Origin of the sequence: Myroides sp. DF42-4-2, from assembly GCF_030326445.1 — a bacterium.
GTDB lineage: Bacteria > Bacteroidota > Bacteroidia > Flavobacteriales > Flavobacteriaceae > Flavobacterium.
Genome location: NZ_JACAKI010000036.1, coordinates 1 through 15,324, shown reverse-complemented (window position 1 = coordinate 15,324; position 15,324 = coordinate 1). Strand labels below are relative to the sequence as shown.

Below are 15,324 nucleotides of genomic sequence, written 5' to 3'. Positions count from 1 at the left end.
CCTCCAACTCTCCCTGCACAGTTACTGGAAAAAAGGCCTTTTTGTCGAAGAAGTGTTGGAGGGGAGTCGAAGCAGAGACATGAAAAACAACTACAACAACCAATCACAACCTTTGTAGGAGGTTTATAAAGAATGAAAAGGAAAGCGCAAAAAGTAAATCCAGTGACCAAAAAAAGAAAATAACTTTTAATCATAGGGACCTACTTATTAAGTACAATCCATATAAAGGAAGGAAATACAACTCAAGCGTCTTGGTATGGAAACTCCTTTTATATAGGTGTTGATGTTTTAGCTACATGGTTTGGTGAGGAGGGCTAAAAATATCATCGCCTCTATATAAATTGTCCAAACATGTCGCTTTATTAATATAAAAGGAAGAACTAGTCTTATAGTAGCTTATCAAGGAATGAGGAAAACTAACAATAAATGTCTAAATAAAAAAAGGAGAGCCGAAGCTCTCCTTTTTTTATTTCTTCACAATACGTTCTGTTTTTTCAAAACCATTGCCTTTTATTTTCACGATGTACACACCTGAGGACAATCCTCTAACATCTATTTCTACCAAATTAGTAGTAACTGTATTAATCTGCTCAATGCGACGACCGCTTAAATCAAATAGTTCAATAGACATACCATTTAAGTCAGCCTCTTCAGGAAGCATTACATTTAATGTTTCCATCACTGGATTTGGCCAAAGGGCGAATAAAGATTCATCTAGTTCAAACTCTTCCGTTGAAAGATTATTGAAATCGCTTCGACTCATAATAAGCGAATACTCTTGCTTACCACTCTTTAACGTTCCTTTATGCGTTACTTTCACTACATAAGTTCCTGTTTCTGCCGCATCAATCTCAATTTTCTCAACGTTATCAACGTCGTTATCTCCTTTTAATGCTTTAAGATCATTAAAGTCTTTGTTTAATTTCCAAGGCAAGAACTCTACGCCATCCTTATATACACGCACATCTAAGTCGTTGATTAATGAAGGATTGTTCTTGGCGTAATTTTCGTTCATATTATTTTCCGAAAAAATTCCTTCTGGATCAGTCCAAGCGAGCGTTACAATAATCTTAATTCCACTTTCACTTACACTGAACTGTTTCTCGTAAGTTTCTCCTTGTGCCAATTCATTTTCTTCCAGCACTACTCCACTTACCTTACTACCTTGAAGAAGCTGAACTCCAGCTTTTGCATTAATCAACCCCCATCCAAAGATATGATCAGGGCCTGGAGCATTTCCAGCCTCATCGGCAGTATGAACCATTAATGCACGAATTGTTGCAGATTTCAAAGGCATTTCTCTATTCTCCATTGCCCATTGTTGCCATAACGTAAAAATTCCAGTTACTGCAGGCGCAGCCATCGAAGTACCGTCAAAGCTAACGTATTTATTGTTACTTGGCGTTGCAGAAATAGGTCTTGGCAATTCATAATTTGAAGAAAATACACGAACACCTTTAGCCGAAATATCTGGTTTAATACGGAAATCATTGGTAGGTCCATAATTACTAAAAGTAGATATACGTACACTTTCGGGTCCTGTATAAGTATTAACTTGATTGACAGCAGCTACTACAACAACGTTTTTTGATACTGCAGTACCCGCCAACAAATCACTTCCATTTTTAGTTGGATTAATCAGACGATAATATTCTCTGTCATTTCCAGCTGCTACTACGGGTTGATAATATTTGTAACGGTATGTAATTTTATCAAAATCTTCAGAAGACCAGATATAAGCACCTAAAATATCTGTTATACCAGGAACAGGTCTACCGTTCTCGTCCACAACACCAATACCATAGGAGTGGTTGGACACCAACAAAACATCTTGTGCTGCGGCTCTCGTCATCTCTGCCGTATCATTTTCCCAATCATAGCTCAGAATTCTTGCTTCTGGCGCCATTCCCTTTGCATTTGCATTTACTCCTTTAGCTCCAATTGTTCCCGATACGTGCGTAGCATGCGAACGTCCTTCTTCGAAGATCATGCGTTCCATTTCACTCATCGATTGTAAATTTTGCACTGGATTTCGAAGTAGCATACGGCTTCCACCATTCTGCCCCCCTTGAAATTCTACATGCGTATCCAAGGCTGGCTCACCATCCCATACAGCAACGGTCATCCCTGTACCATCTAGGTTTAAGCCTAAACTTCCTCCTGGAGCAATATCATTTACACGAGCAGTTGTTCTACTTCCAGCATTACTTGTTACATAATAAAAGAAACGACCTTTTTCATCAACGCGCTGAAGGGAGAATACTCTACCATCTGCAGTAATCCCTTTTGTTGGTTTACCTAATTTTTTCGCGGTTTGGTAAGCAAATTCTCTTACTGAAAGGTGTTGTTCTTCAAGTGTTTTGATTTCCTCTACTGATGTTGTGCCATAAGTAGCTGTAATCTTCTTTTTAATTTGAGCATTTTGCGCATTTACACTTACTCCCCATAGAGAAAACAAGCTAAACAGCAACAAAGTATTTTTTTTCATAAAGTAGTAAATTTTTAATTGTCCTAGTTTTGGGATGGGAAAGTTAAGCATAATTCACATAAGCCAACTTAATTTTAACTAAAAAAAATACAAACTGAGTTTTATTACATCAAATCAAAACGAAGAAACAACTGTAATTCGATAAAAAACACGAACAATTCAAGTTTTTAAGGAGGAAAAAAAACAAAGTTGGCATTAATGCAAAAAAAAAGTTTGAATGCGAACATTCAAACTTTTATACATTTCTTATAATAAAAAACAAGAGAATCAAACCGAGAAAACCATAAGCAAACGAATTAGAAAAACCGAATCGCTGTTTAAAGGTTTTATTTTTGAAGACATAAGTTTCAACAAAGAGCACATATATATACGCAAACACTCCGAGATACACATAGATCAATTGGTTGTAATAGAACGCTTGTTTTAGTTCTCCTTTTACGATAGCATCTATTGCTCGTTGACCGCCACAACCTGGGCAATCCAAGCCGGTATAGTCTTTTATCGAACAAGTCACTATAGCTGGAACGCTCGTAAATCCTTTTACAAAAGCGAGAATAAGCCCCAAAGGCAAGAAAACATACAACAGGATTCGATAAAAAATCCGCATAATGCCATTCTTATCTTGATGCCTCTTGTCCCATTCTTATTGCTTCTTGGATAGACTCCATATATGCATCCCATCCTCCTAATTGTTGGATATTGTACCAAGAATAAACAAGGTTAAGTACAAAGATACCCAATACAATAAAGCTGATTATTTTTGCGTTTTTTGCTGCTTTTACTGATCCTTCGTAATCGCCTTGATCGTATTTTTTACCAGACTGTGCTGACATAACGATAGCAACGATTCCGATTAAAAGTCCGATACAAGAACAAAAACCTAGAATTGTAGAGACAATTGACAAAGCCAAATAATTATTTGGTTTTGGAGGCATTTGATTTTGAGCTTGATTTGAAAAAGCATCAAAGTTTTGGTTGAAGTTATTCTGTTCCATTTCTTAAAATTTTAACGCAATATACTACTTTTTTACTCGCATTATATAAAACGTTTACAATACTGTTCTAATTTTTCTTGATATAAGGCTTGGGCTTCTTCCACGATCGCATCGACATCGTCAATTGTCAAGATCGGTTTTAATTTTGCATCACTGCGCAACCAATCCAAATACTCTGTATGAAATTCTGCTGCGGTAAATTCACCATCTTCTTCTAAGGCTTCTTTATCTTGGAAGTAAAATTCGTCCTCATACACTACTGCTTCTACATCATAAGCAGCCACTTGTAGCAATTCTTGAATATTTTGAGCCACTACAAATATTCCGCCTTCATCACCAAAAACGACAATTGGCATTTTTGCTAAATCCTCTTCTTGGTTTTGGATCCAAAAGGCATAGATGCTTCCTGTACTATTTGCTTCTGCAAAGGGAATGAATGAGTTTAGAAATTCTTCATCTGTTGAGAAACTCTCAACTAAGGAAGTTTCTTCCGTCATTAAATAAATCGTATTAGAATAATAAGATGGGATGTTTTCTGATACTTGAAACTCTAACAAGCTCTTTAATTCCTTAGGAATTTTGTATCCTTTAAATAATGCAGTAAATTCTTGTTTTACCATTGTACTGTTCATTTTCGCCTTGGGTAGACGCTCTATTTTCAACTTAAATTAAATTAAACTATACAAGATTTAACTTTCGTTCTTGAACCTTGCTTTGATCGAATAAAGATAAAATTTTTTCTTTTACAAAAAACAATTCTGTAAACATTCTTATTTTTTTCTTTCATCCTAGTATAAAATTATGATATTCAATCAAAAAAAACGCATACATCTGTCTTTTTCATCAATCAAAAAGGGCATATTGTCGAAGATGAGGAACAAACTGTGCTTTACGCTTTGATCTCCATTGGACAAATTCTCTTATTTTTGGGGTCAAAAAACGTCTAATGAGCCAATATAAAACGATTTACCTAGCTTCTGCTCTAATTACAAATTCCGCTGGAGACATGTTAACTGTTCGCAAAAGAGGATCCATTTATTATATGATGGCTGGTGGAAAGATTGAAATAGGAGAAACACCTGTTGAAGCACTCGTGCGCGAATTGAAAGAAGAACTCAATCTTGCGGTAATTCCAACAGACCTTCACTATTTAGGGACGCATCAAACCCAAGCAGTAAATGAACCAAATACGCTTGTGCACGCCACGGTATTTCACCTCACTACCTCCTCAACATCTTTTATCCCCCAAGCGGAGTTAGAAGAGATTAAATGGCTCACCTATACTACCTATTTAGATGTTCCCCTTGCTCATCTGTTAAAAGAGTTTAGTGTTCCGCTGTGGTTAAAACAAAAAAATCCCAGTGATGACTGAGATTTTCTATTGGTTTATCCTTGTTTCTTTACAAATTTAGTTAGGATGACAATCGTTTGACCATCGACTTTACCTTCAATAAATTCTACATTATTTGGATCCAAGCGGATGTTTCGCACTGCTGTACCTATTTTGGCATTTAATGAAGATCCTTTTACGTCCAAATCTTTAATTAAGGTTACAGTATCTCCTGCTACTAATACATTGCCATTGCTGTCTTTGTGTAATTCAACCGAGCCATCACCTGTATGATCTCCTGTTGCTTTAGCAAACTCCATCAGTTCATCATCTAAGTACATCATTTCTAAATTATCGGCTGCCCAGCTCTCTTGTCTGAAGCGATTCAGCATGCGCCATGCGACTACCTGCACCGCAGGCACTTCACTCCACATCGAAGTAGTCAAACACTGCCAGTGGTTGCTGTCTAATTCTTGTTTCTTCTCAATTTGATCGAAACAAGTTTCACAAATATAGATTTCTTTATCTGCCTCATTAGCAGCTACTGGTGGAACTTCATAAACCTTTAATTGTTCTGTCGATTCACATAGCTCACATTTATTTCCACTTCTCTCTTTTAATTCCGCTTCCGTTTTCATAATACTGATAGAATATAATTTAAAAATGCAAATATAACTTTAAAAATCTATTTATAAAAACCAATAAAACGCCTTTAGATTAAAAAGAAATACACTGGAATACCACTAATTTGACAATACCCTTAAATAAAGCGTTAGGAGATGAATTTGGGATGGTGTGTTATTTTGGCAGCTAAGAGAACTATCAAGAGAAGAATTGGTAAGACAGGGGTATTTTTACAAGCAACAAACCTTAGAACATCTATTTCAATATTGTGTCAAAAGGCTTAACTTTACTCCTTAACAACACATTATTATCTACTATGAAAACAGATATTGAAATTGCAAGGGAGAGTGAATTAAAGTCTATTTACGAAATTGCTAAAAATATCCACTTAGCTGAAGAGCAGGTCATTCCTTATGGCAAGCATATGGCAAAGGTTCAACTTGAGGCTGAGCAAAAAGAACAGCAGCAAAAATCCAACTTAATTTTAGTTACCTCTATTACGCCAACCAAGGCGGGAATTGGAAAAACGACAGTTTCAATTGGTTTAGCATTGGGCTTAAACAAAATTGGAAAAAAGGCTATTGTTGCGCTGAGAGAGCCCTCTTTAGGACCCTGTTTTGGGATGAAAGGCGGTGCTGCAGGGGGAGGTTATGCACAGGTTTTACCCATGGAGAACATCAATTTGCACTTCACAGGCGATTTTCATGCCATAACTTCTGCTCACAATACGTTGAGTGCCTTATTTGATAATTATATGTATCAAACTAGAGCTGAAGCCAACGGCATCAAAGAGGTTTTATGGAAAAGAGTGCTGGACGTTAATGATCGCAGCTTGCGCCATATTACTTCTGGATTAAGAGGAAATGCTAATGGTATTCCTCAAGAAAGTGGATTTGACATTACTCCTGCATCGGAAATTATGGCTATTATGTGTTTAGCGACCGATATTACCGACTTGCGTCGACGCATTGAGAATATTCTTTTAGGGTATCGCTATGACGGCAGTATGTTTACGGTAAAAGATTTAGGCGTAGCTGGAGCAATCACCGTGCTTTTAAAAGACGCATTAAATCCCAATTTAGTTCAAACTACAGAAAATACGGCTGCGTTTATTCACGGTGGTCCTTTTGCTAATATTGCTCATGGTTGTAATTCAGTTATTGCTACAAAAATGGCGATGAGTTATGGTGACTACGTCATCACAGAAGCTGGATTTGGGGCAGATTTAGGGGCAGAGAAATTCTTTGATATCAAATGTAGAAAATCAGGTTTACAACCGAAACTAACGGTAGTAGTTGCAACAGCACAGGGGTTGAAGATGCACGGTGGAATTGCCCTAGAAGAAATTAAGAATAAACACATGGAAGGCATACAAAAAGGGTTGGAAAATCTACAAAAGCACGTAGAGAATTTGCGTTCTTTTGGACAACGCATTGTTGTTGCTTTCAATAAATATGCTACGGATAGTTTAGAAGAGATTCAATTGGTCGAAGATTACTGTAGAGCAAATGATCTTGGCTTCGCCATCAACAATGCTTTTGTGGAAGGAGGAACAGGTGCGATTGCTCTAGCTGAAGAAGTAGTAAAAATGATTGACGAAAATCCGAGCAAGCCCTTACAATTTCCATATACGGATGAAATGACTATTTCGGATAAAATAAAAGCAGTAGCAACAAAAATTTACGGTGCTACATCGGTTAGTTTTAGTCCAGCTGCACAGAAAAAAATAAATCAGATACAAGCAACGCCAATGAATTTATTTCCTGTTTGTATTGCAAAAACACAGTATTCGTTCTCTGCCGATGCTCATGCCTACGGCGTTGCTAAGGATTTCTCCATTGCGATTAACGATATTGTTATCAATAACGGAGCTGAATTTATTGTAGCTATTGCAGGAGATATCATGCGTATGCCAGGACTTCCCAAAGTACCGCAAGCTACAAAAATTGATCTAGTGGATGGTTTAGTTGAAGGATTAAGTTAACCCTTAACCCATTCAATCACACCAACAACTATAGTAAAGTGGAAGAACGACCTGAAAAAGATAGGTCGTTCTTCTTTTTTTATACATTTGTTCTCGAAAACAAACGATTGTATTTCTTTTAATTTCGGTATATGTCAAAACATCTTGCGCGAATAGCGGTCACGATTTTATTTTTCTTTTTTGGTGGAATATCTGCTTCATGGGCATCGAGAATACCTACGATCAAGGAGTATTTCGGAGTAAATGATTCGGCATGGGGTTTTGTTTTGTTGTATATCTCAATTGGAACGTTAATCTCTTTACCTTTTGCGGGAACGATTATTGCCAAACTGGGAAGTAAGCGATCTACCCTCTATTTTTTACTTGCCTATTTTGTGCTTTTGATAGGTATTGGGTATTGGGATATACTGTGGCAATTAAAAATTAACTTGGTGCTGTTTGGTGTGTTTAGCAACCTCACCAATATATCGATCAACACTCAGGCGATTAATGTATCTAAACAATATAAAGGACAAATTATTGGATCTCTCCACGGAACGTGGAGTATTGGTGGTTTTGCAGCATCTTGGCTAGGCGCAGAAATGATTAGCAGTTATGTTCCGCCCATGCATCACTTTATTTATTTTTCAACCGCAGGGATAATTGTCACCCTATTAATGTTTAAGTTTCTATTGCCTGATGCGATTGTAGTAGAACAAGAGAAAACGACGGCACAAAAAAAGTGGAAATGGCCCGATAAGCCTTTAGTCATTTTAGGGTTACTCGCTTTCTTTTCGATGGTAACAGAAGGTACGATGACTGATTGGTCGAGTGAATATATGAAGCACATTGCCGTAGCTCCTATTGAATGGGTGGGATATGGATTAACGGCTTATATGTTTACGATGGCGAGTGGTCGTTTCATCTCTGATTATACCGTTCGAAAATACGGCGAGCGCAAGACCTTGTCTGTTTGCGGCTTACTCATTTTTCTCGGCTTAGGTGCAGCAGTGGTATTTCCTTATGTATACACCACCATCTTATCGTTTATGGTTGTTGGATTTGGCGTTTCTGCCGTTGTTCCCATGGTGTATCACTTAGCGGGTAACAGCAAATCTATGCCGCCACAACAAGCCTTAACGTTGGTGACAAGCATTGGTTTTATTGGATTCTTTTTAGGGCCACCCGTCATTGGTTTTATTGCGCAATACGCGTCTTTGCAAGTGGCTTTTGCGATTATTGCCTTATTTGGCTTGTGCATTACGCTTTTAAATCGCTTTATGCAGCTAGATTCTTCTAAGTAATTTTATATATTCTCTAACAATTGAATCGCTAAACCGCGTACGATTGTTCATTTTTATTTTTATATTTGATCATATTTTAAACTATCATTAATGTTTACATTTTTGCAAGCTTCACCAGATGCAATTACTACTGCCGTAACTGATTTAAACGAAGTAGTATCACAAGAAAGTCAAATTTCTGCCTTAGATTTTGTTCTCAAAGGTGGAATTTTTATGATTCCAATTATCCTTTTGTTTATTTATACGATTTACCTGTCAATCGAACGGTATTTGTATATTCGAAAACAGACAAAATACGATGCAACAGTACTTCCTAATACCCTCAATTTATTGGAAAAAGGTCAAATGGATTCTGTTGAATTAACCCTGTCAAGAGATGAAAATTCACACACCAAAGTAATTTTGGAAGGTACGCATTCAATAGGAAGACCCATTACTGAAATCGAGGCCAATATGGAGCGTTTAGCGACTATTGAGATTGGAAAAATGGAGAAAAAGATGGGGCATTTGGGATTAATTGCTGGTATTGCGCCTACCTTAGGGTTCGTTGGAACCATTTTGGGGGTAATCCGCATTTTCTATAATATTAGTATTTCTGAAGATATTAGTATTGCTAATATATCAGGAGGGCTTTATGAAAAGATGATCAGTAGTGGTTCTGGATTAGTTGTGGGTATTATAGCGTTTGCTGCCTATCACTTGTTGAACTCGTCTATTGACAACTATTTGTTGCGCACACAACAAACGATCTTAGATTTTATTAATGCAATACAACGACCAAATGGCAATCAAAAGAAATAAACGCTTTAAAGCGGAAATTGCAACTTCCTCTTTAAGTGACATTATGTTCTTCTTGCTTTTGTTCTTTCTTATTTTATCGACATTAGCGAATCCCAATGTGATTAAAATGATGCTTCCAAAAGCGGCGTCAAATGAAAAGACGAATAAGCAACACTTGACCATTTCGGTAACAGAAGACAAACGTTTTTTCATTAATAAGACAGAAGTTCCATACGAAGAATTAGAGCAAATGTTATTAGCAGAATTAGGAGGCAACACGGACCAATCGGTTGTGATTCGAATTCCGTTTAATTCACAGATACAAGAACTAGTAGATGTATTGCAAATTGGCGTAAAGCACAACATCAAATTTGTAATTGCTACGCAAAAGCAATAAAAAAGGAGCGATTTTAGGTCGCTCCTTTTTTTGTTTAGTTTAGTTTAATTTAAACTGATATACGATTTTCCCTATTTGTTTTTCGGGTGCTTTGTCATTAGGTTGCCATTTGGTTTGCAAGGCTGCTATTTTTGCTTGTTCTAGCAAACAGTTTGCTGTATTGGTTGTTCCCTTTACTCCTGCTCTTGCTTCAACGGTTGTTCCTGCTTGATTTACCCATACCTCAACGACTACTGTTCCGATTTCGTTACAGGTATATTTTGGAATGGCTTTTACTGTTGCGCTTCTCCCATCTAGTGAATAGCCAATACCATCACCTCTACCATTTCCATGGCCATTACCTACTCCACCACCCGATCCACTGCCAACGCCTGTTCCTGTACCACTTCCTACACCAGATCCACTGCCAGTACCATTTCCAGTACCTGTACCGTAATAGCCTCCGTTGGTGGACAATCCGCCTTGACTGCTACCCTTAGTACCGCCGCCTCCAGAACCACTTCCGCCGTTCATAAAACTACTAATGGCGTCTTTAGTTGTATTGGAAACATCTTGTTTTACAGGGGCTGTAGCTTTCTTTTCTGTGGTTTCTACTTTTTTCTCGGTTGTTTTTTTGGCTACATTTTCAGTTTGCTTATCTACAACAGGTTTCGTTTTTTTTGTTTCTTCCTTTTTTGCCACTACTACTGCTGTTTCCTCTCCTTTTTCGTAGGCTAAAACTTCCTCTTCTTCAACGGGCTCTGACTTGGCTATCTGTTGCTGTTCTTCTACTATTTGCACAGGATTCGCCGACGTAGTTAAGTGATCTCCTGGCGTTCCTTCTAAGGAAATAGCAACGCCATTTCCTCCACCACCCCCGCCACCAAAATTGGTGTAGGACGTTTGGCTATCCATAAATTTAATAAAGAATAAAAGAAGGAAAAGCAATATAGTAACACCTAAAGTAATTAGGATTGAGGTTTTTTCTTCTTTTGAATATCTTGAATTCATACTAACTAAGGCCTGAGATTATAACATTCATTTTATCTAACAAATGTACTTATTTTTTTGGTTCGTCTCTTTTTCTACTGCTTATTTTAAGAAGTCCTTATAATACTTCCCCTTTCTTCATCTTTTACAATGGACAGCGACAGGGGAATTCGCTCCTGCAGTTCATCTACATGGGAAATAATTCCCACAATTCGATTTTCTTTGAGAAGGCTGCTCAGGGTTTCAAAAACGATATTCACTGATTCAGTGTCTTGTGTTCCGAATCCTTCGTCAATAAAGAAAAAGTTTTTATCGGATTTGGAGAGACTCTGCACACTTTCTGCCAAAGCTAAAGCCAAAGATAGTGATACTTGAAAGCTCTGACCTCCAGACAACGTCTTTACACTGCGTGATTTTCCATTGTTTAGGTAGTCTATAATTTCAAATTCGTTGCTCTCATTTAGTTGTAGGCTTAGTTGATTGTTAGTCAAGCGATGAAAGCGCAGGTTGGCGCTATCGCATAAATTGCGGAGATAAATACTTGAAACATAATTAACGAAGCCAGCGCCTTTAAACATATTATCCAGTAGATTAATGTTTTTTAATCTTTTTTCTACTTGATCAAATTCAGTTAGTAAACTAGCTTTTTCTTTATAATCCTGTTCCATGCGTTCAATTTCGCTCAGCAGGCGCACGACACTAGTTGATTGATTCTTTACCTGTTGATCTAGTGTTTCTACGCGTTGTGTTTGCACTAGAAAGCGCTCTGGATCAAATGCGACTGATTCCAATTTGGCAGTCAATTGTTTCACTTGATTGCGCAATACTTCAAGCTTGAGGATGAATGCCTGAATACGCTCACGCGTTTCCTCTACTGCAATATTCTTTGCCAAAATCTCCTTTACAAGAGTAAGGTCTTCCAACTGAAAGGTATGTAATAACTGTTGTATTTGGGTTTGTAGGGTTTCTTTCGCTTGGGTTAATTCTACCAAAGTTTGCTGAAGGCTATTTTGTTCAGTTTCCAATGCTGCTAAAGCCGGCGCGAGTTGTTGCATCAACTGCATCAAGGATTTATAGGAGTGATCTACTTGGGCAATCTGTTGCTCTTTTGCTGTGATTGTTTGTGTGATTGTTTCTTTCTCTTGTTGTAGCGTAGTGGGAAGATTCAACAAGCGGATCTGTTTGCCCTTTGCTGCTATATCCGCTTCCAATCTCGCTTGATCCAATTCAATTTCCGCAAGCTTCGCCTTATACAATTCCACATTTGAACGAATTCCCTCGGTTTTTTTTATCCTCTCTTGGAGCTGTTTATCCGCTTGTTCGAGTGCTTGATTGATTTGAACGGCTTGTATTTTTAGTTCTTCGAATTGGTTTTTATTTCCCTTTTCAATTTCTGTCCATACAAACGAGTCGAGTAATTGCAGCAATTGTTTTTGCTTTTGTTCTGCTTGATCGTTGATTTCGCTTAGTTGCACCATCCACAGTTGTCGCTTATCGACAAGGGCTAAGACCTCTCTTTCTCTTTGGTCAAGGACTTGTGTTTCTTGTCGAAGTTTTTCTTGTTTGCGTTCTAACTCCCCTAGTACAGTTGATACATCGGTTGCTGCTAAAATAGCAGGATGTTCTAAAGCCCCACATAACGGACACGCTTCCCCTTCTTTCAAAGCGGTTGCATAATGCGCCAATTGTTGAGACAGGCGTAATTGATCCAATTCTTGAACGAGCAATCGTTGAATTTCTTGGTTTAATTCTCTTTTTGTTGTCAAGTAAAGGCGCCAATCCTCTTCATTTACAAAATCTAGCGCTTCCAAAGCCTTGGTTCCCTTTTGAATTTCGTCTTGTAGTTGAGACTTTTTCGTTTGGTTATCTTGTATATTTTGTTGCAGATACGCCCAATCCGTAAACCATTTATCTATAGCCATCAAGCGCATTGGATCCATGCGATTGTTTTTTAGCGCTTGTATCTGCTGCTCAATAGCGACAATCGCTTGTTGATTTTCTTGTAATTCGCTCATGGTTTGCACCACGACTTCCTTGCCTTTTTGCAGGCGTTCACCTAATGCTTTTCGCGCTTCTTCAGTTTGCTTAATACTTAGAATCAGCTGTAATTCATATAGGGTTGTCTTTTCTATTTCTAGGGATTCAAACTGTTTTTCAACCTGAGCAAACTCTTCTTTTACGTGCGTATACTGCGCTTGTTTTTGTTGAAGTTCCTGTGTTTTTTTGGCTAAAACCTCTTGTTTCTCTACGATTTTAGCACTGATTTGCTCCTGTTCTTTGACGAGGGATCGAAAGGCCTTGTCAACTTGTTCATATTGTGTTAATTCGCGTTGTAGCGTCTGAATTTGAACTTCTTGTGCTTCTAAATCAAGCACTTCTTTCTTACTGTTTTCTAAGGTATCGAAGTCACTTTTCACCGCTTTAAGCTGTTGAAAGAGTTCTTGTTCTTTTTTAAAGGTTTCGACCAGTTGATTTAACTGTTTCTCTTCAGCTTGATGGGCAACTTTTTTTTCTTCAATCTGCTCCTGTGTCAGTAGCGCATAGCGCTGCAACTGCCCTTGTAAGTGGTCGTAACGCTGACGAGTTACACTGTATAAGGCTTTGGTTTTGGCTGCCAAATCAAATCGGTCAAGTCCAAAAATTTCCTGCATCATTTTAGTGCGGTCTCTACCGCCTAGTTCAATAAATTCTTTGAATTTACCTTGAGGGATGATAATCGTTCGCTTGAAATTCTCATAACTCAACCCAATGACCTTTTCTACTTGTAAGTCGGGAAGTGGAATCCACGCGTCATCCTTCCAATGATACAACACGGCGTCTCCTCGTTTTACATCTTCAAAACGCTTGGAGTTTCGCTTAAATTCTCTGTAGATGCGATACTTTTCTCCGTTAAAGTTTGAAAATTCAAAATCAATCGACATGCGATCCGACTTTAAATTCATCATATTATAGGCGCGTTTATCTTGTGCGTTTAATCGTTCACTTTCCCCATACAAACCAAAAGATATGGCTTCTAAGATAGAAGATTTTCCTGAGCCCACCTTTCCAAAAATGCCAAATAATCCTGCTTGAATCAATTGGGTAAAATCAATGACTTGTTTATCTTGATAGGAATAAAAACCTTCTAAGGTTAATTTTATAGGTATCATGGGTAGGATTAGTTTATAATTTCATGGAACAAATCCATAAGTTCTTTATTGGGTTCTTGTCCGTTGTTTTTTTGTTTAAAATAATCAGCAAAGAGTCCTTGTATATCTTGTTCCAGATTGACTTGTTTGCTTTTATTCCCTTCTTCTTGATCGTTGAGATGAACCACGGGAATAATGGTAATAATTCCTTGGTGTGCTTGGTTGATGCGCTTAATATCATCTGCTTTTAAAAAGGTATCGCTCACTAAGGTTAGTTCAACCAAATGGGAGGGGTGTTGTTGCAACCATTCGACGGCATCATCGACAGAATAAAACTTCTTTCTCGAAAGAGGTCGTCCTTTGAGCAAGGGAATTTTTTGATATACCGCTGGTTGATTGGGTTCTACCTCAACCAGTATGGCATACTTTTCTTGCCCTGCTTCGCTAAAGCTATAACACAAAGGGCTTCCTGCATAGACTACGGGGCGATCAGCTTCTCCTACTTGATGAGCGCGATGCAAATGGCCTAAAGCGGTATATTGAATTTCTTTGGGAATACTATCGCTGTAGATCAGATCCGCATTCCCTATTTTCAGTGGTTTTTCTCCATCAGGTTCTTCCAGTTCTTCCCCTCCTTTTTTCATCATATACAGATGGGAGATCAAGAGGTTAACTCCTGCTGTATCGCAATAGGATGTTGCTAATGTTTGCCAGTTGCTTTGCAATACCTCATGTAAGGCTGTTGCTTTGTCCTCAACATTCAAGGCTTTTTTCAATCGCACTTCATTGGCGTATGGCGTGTGAATAATGCGAATGGGAAAAGGAATATGCGCCAGTGTCAACTCGAGAAAACCTGCGGTAGATTGTGTCAAGGAAAAAGCCTCATTGTCTTCTATGGGTTGCACCACGGTGTTGGGCAATCCCACGAGTATGATTCCACAAGCGCGCGCCAAGGGATCAGGGGCATCAATTCGCTCGGGACTGTCGTGATTCCCAGCAATGGCTAGTACAGGTCGTTGTCCGTTGCGCGTCAAACGGCGAAGGGTTTTATAAAACAGCTCTTCAGCTTCAGTGGGCGGATTAAAGGTGTCAAATAAATCCCCAGCAATCAGAATGATATCTGCTTCCTGCTCATCCGCCAATTGACAAATCTCATCCAATACCTCTTTTTGCTCCTCGATTCGCGAAAAATTATCTAATCGTTTACCTAAGTGCCAATCTGCTGTGTGTAGTATTTTTATTTTCATTGTGAGTGGTGAGTGGTGAGTGGTGAGTGGTGAGTGGTGAATAATGTACATCCCTAAATATGGTTGACCGTTTTTAAACATTAACTTCATTATTAAATA

13 protein-coding genes are annotated in these 15,324 nt (G+C 38.2%); 5 read left to right on the top strand and 8 right to left on the bottom strand.

The window, feature by feature from the left end; all coding sequences use genetic code 11:
• Positions 1-466 precede the first annotated feature (466 nt).
• The 4 genes from HX062_RS15770 to HX062_RS15755 form a co-directional block, all read right to left on the bottom strand.
• Positions 467-2,488, bottom strand: a complete 2,022-nt coding sequence (locus HX062_RS15770) for a S8 family peptidase (RefSeq protein ID WP_286468080.1) — start codon at positions 2,486-2,488, stop codon at positions 467-469.
• 235 nt (positions 2,489-2,723) lie between these two features.
• Positions 2,724-3,095: a DUF2752 domain-containing protein gene (locus HX062_RS15765; RefSeq protein WP_286468079.1), complete on the bottom strand. Its 372-nt coding sequence runs from the start codon at positions 3,093-3,095 to the stop codon at positions 2,724-2,726.
• 10 nt (positions 3,096-3,105) lie between these two features.
• Entirely contained in the window at positions 3,106-3,483 is a 378-nt protein-coding gene (locus HX062_RS15760; RefSeq protein ID WP_182625784.1) for a CD225/dispanin family protein, read from the bottom strand.
• A gap of 41 nt (positions 3,484-3,524) precedes the next feature.
• On the bottom strand, positions 3,525-4,115 hold the full coding sequence (locus HX062_RS15755) for a cell wall assembly protein (protein WP_255492335.1): 591 nt from the start codon (positions 4,113-4,115) through the stop codon (positions 3,525-3,527).
• Positions 4,116-4,429: 314 nt separating this feature from the next.
• Between HX062_RS15755 and HX062_RS15750 the strand changes: the two genes are divergently transcribed.
• A complete protein-coding gene (locus HX062_RS15750; RefSeq protein ID WP_182625783.1) occupies positions 4,430-4,855 on the top strand; it encodes an NUDIX hydrolase in 426 nt (141 codons plus the stop codon).
• A gap of 14 nt (positions 4,856-4,869) precedes the next feature.
• Here HX062_RS15750 and HX062_RS15745 read toward each other — a convergent pair whose 3' ends face one another.
• A complete protein-coding gene (locus tag HX062_RS15745) occupies positions 4,870-5,451 on the bottom strand; it encodes a PhnA domain-containing protein (RefSeq protein ID WP_182625782.1) in 582 nt (193 codons plus the stop codon).
• 302 nt (positions 5,452-5,753) lie between these two features.
• On the opposite strand from HX062_RS15745, the gene HX062_RS15740 reads away from it, so the two are divergent.
• From HX062_RS15740 to HX062_RS15725, 4 genes are all read left to right on the top strand, one after another.
• Positions 5,754-7,421 carry a formate--tetrahydrofolate ligase gene (locus HX062_RS15740; protein ID WP_286468077.1) on the top strand — a complete coding sequence of 556 codons (1,668 nt, stop codon included), beginning with the start codon at positions 5,754-5,756 and terminating at the stop codon, positions 7,419-7,421.
• Positions 7,422-7,552: 131 nt separating this feature from the next.
• Positions 7,553-8,704 (top strand): MFS transporter, encoded by a 1,152-nt coding sequence (locus HX062_RS15735; RefSeq protein ID WP_286468076.1) that lies wholly within the window; start codon positions 7,553-7,555, stop codon positions 8,702-8,704.
• A gap of 90 nt (positions 8,705-8,794) precedes the next feature.
• The gene (locus HX062_RS15730) at positions 8,795-9,505 is read left to right on the top strand and encodes a MotA/TolQ/ExbB proton channel family protein (protein ID WP_286468075.1); all 711 of its coding nucleotides are present in this window, start codon (positions 8,795-8,797) and stop codon (positions 9,503-9,505) included.
• A complete protein-coding gene (locus tag HX062_RS15725) occupies positions 9,486-9,881 on the top strand; it encodes an ExbD/TolR family protein (protein WP_182625778.1) in 396 nt (131 codons plus the stop codon). The genes HX062_RS15730 and HX062_RS15725 overlap by 20 nt, the downstream gene beginning before the upstream one ends.
• A 39-nt stretch (positions 9,882-9,920) precedes the next feature.
• Here HX062_RS15725 and HX062_RS15720 read toward each other — a convergent pair whose 3' ends face one another.
• The 3 genes from HX062_RS15720 to HX062_RS15710 all read right to left on the bottom strand — a co-directional run bounded on the left by HX062_RS15720 (position 9,921) and on the right by HX062_RS15710 (position 15,225).
• The gene (locus tag HX062_RS15720; RefSeq protein ID WP_286468074.1) at positions 9,921-10,775 is read right to left on the bottom strand and encodes an energy transducer TonB; all 855 of its coding nucleotides are present in this window, start codon (positions 10,773-10,775) and stop codon (positions 9,921-9,923) included.
• Between the two features lie 182 nt (positions 10,776-10,957).
• A complete protein-coding gene (locus tag HX062_RS15715; RefSeq protein WP_286468073.1) occupies positions 10,958-13,999 on the bottom strand; it encodes an AAA family ATPase in 3,042 nt (1,013 codons plus the stop codon).
• 8 nt (positions 14,000-14,007) lie between these two features.
• Positions 14,008-15,225: a metallophosphoesterase family protein gene (locus tag HX062_RS15710; protein ID WP_286468081.1), complete on the bottom strand. Its 1,218-nt coding sequence runs from the start codon at positions 15,223-15,225 to the stop codon at positions 14,008-14,010.
• Positions 15,226-15,324: the final 99 nt, after the last annotated feature.

Excerpts from the sequence above, each read along its gene's own strand:
- HX062_RS15740 (WP_286468077.1), top strand. The coding sequence starts at position 5,754 with ATGAAAACAGATATTGAAATTGCAAGGGAGAGTGAATTAAAGTCTATT.
- HX062_RS15735 (WP_286468076.1), top strand. The coding sequence starts at position 7,553 with ATGTCAAAACATCTTGCGCGAATAGCGGTCACGATTTTATTTTTCTTT.
- HX062_RS15745 (WP_182625782.1), bottom strand. The coding sequence starts at position 5,451 with ATGAAAACGGAAGCGGAATTAAAAGAGAGAAGTGGAAATAAATGTGAG.
- HX062_RS15710 (WP_286468081.1), bottom strand. The coding sequence starts at position 15,225 with ATGAAAATAAAAATACTACACACAGCAGATTGGCACTTAGGTAAACGA.
- HX062_RS15720 (WP_286468074.1), bottom strand. The coding sequence starts at position 10,775 with ATGGATAGCCAAACGTCCTACACCAATTTTGGTGGCGGGGGTGGTGGA.
- HX062_RS15760 (WP_182625784.1), bottom strand. The coding sequence starts at position 3,483 with ATGGAACAGAATAACTTCAACCAAAACTTTGATGCTTTTTCAAATCAA.
- HX062_RS15725 (WP_182625778.1), top strand. The coding sequence starts at position 9,486 with ATGGCAATCAAAAGAAATAAACGCTTTAAAGCGGAAATTGCAACTTCC.
- HX062_RS15715 (WP_286468073.1), bottom strand. The coding sequence starts at position 13,999 with ATGATACCTATAAAATTAACCTTAGAAGGTTTTTATTCCTATCAAGAT.
- HX062_RS15770 (WP_286468080.1), bottom strand. The coding sequence starts at position 2,488 with ATGAAAAAAAATACTTTGTTGCTGTTTAGCTTGTTTTCTCTATGGGGA.
- HX062_RS15765 (WP_286468079.1), bottom strand. The coding sequence starts at position 3,095 with ATGCGGATTTTTTATCGAATCCTGTTGTATGTTTTCTTGCCTTTGGGG.
- HX062_RS15730 (WP_286468075.1), top strand. The coding sequence starts at position 8,795 with ATGTTTACATTTTTGCAAGCTTCACCAGATGCAATTACTACTGCCGTA.
- HX062_RS15755 (WP_255492335.1), bottom strand. The coding sequence starts at position 4,115 with ATGAACAGTACAATGGTAAAACAAGAATTTACTGCATTATTTAAAGGA.
- HX062_RS15750 (WP_182625783.1), top strand. The coding sequence starts at position 4,430 with ATGAGCCAATATAAAACGATTTACCTAGCTTCTGCTCTAATTACAAAT.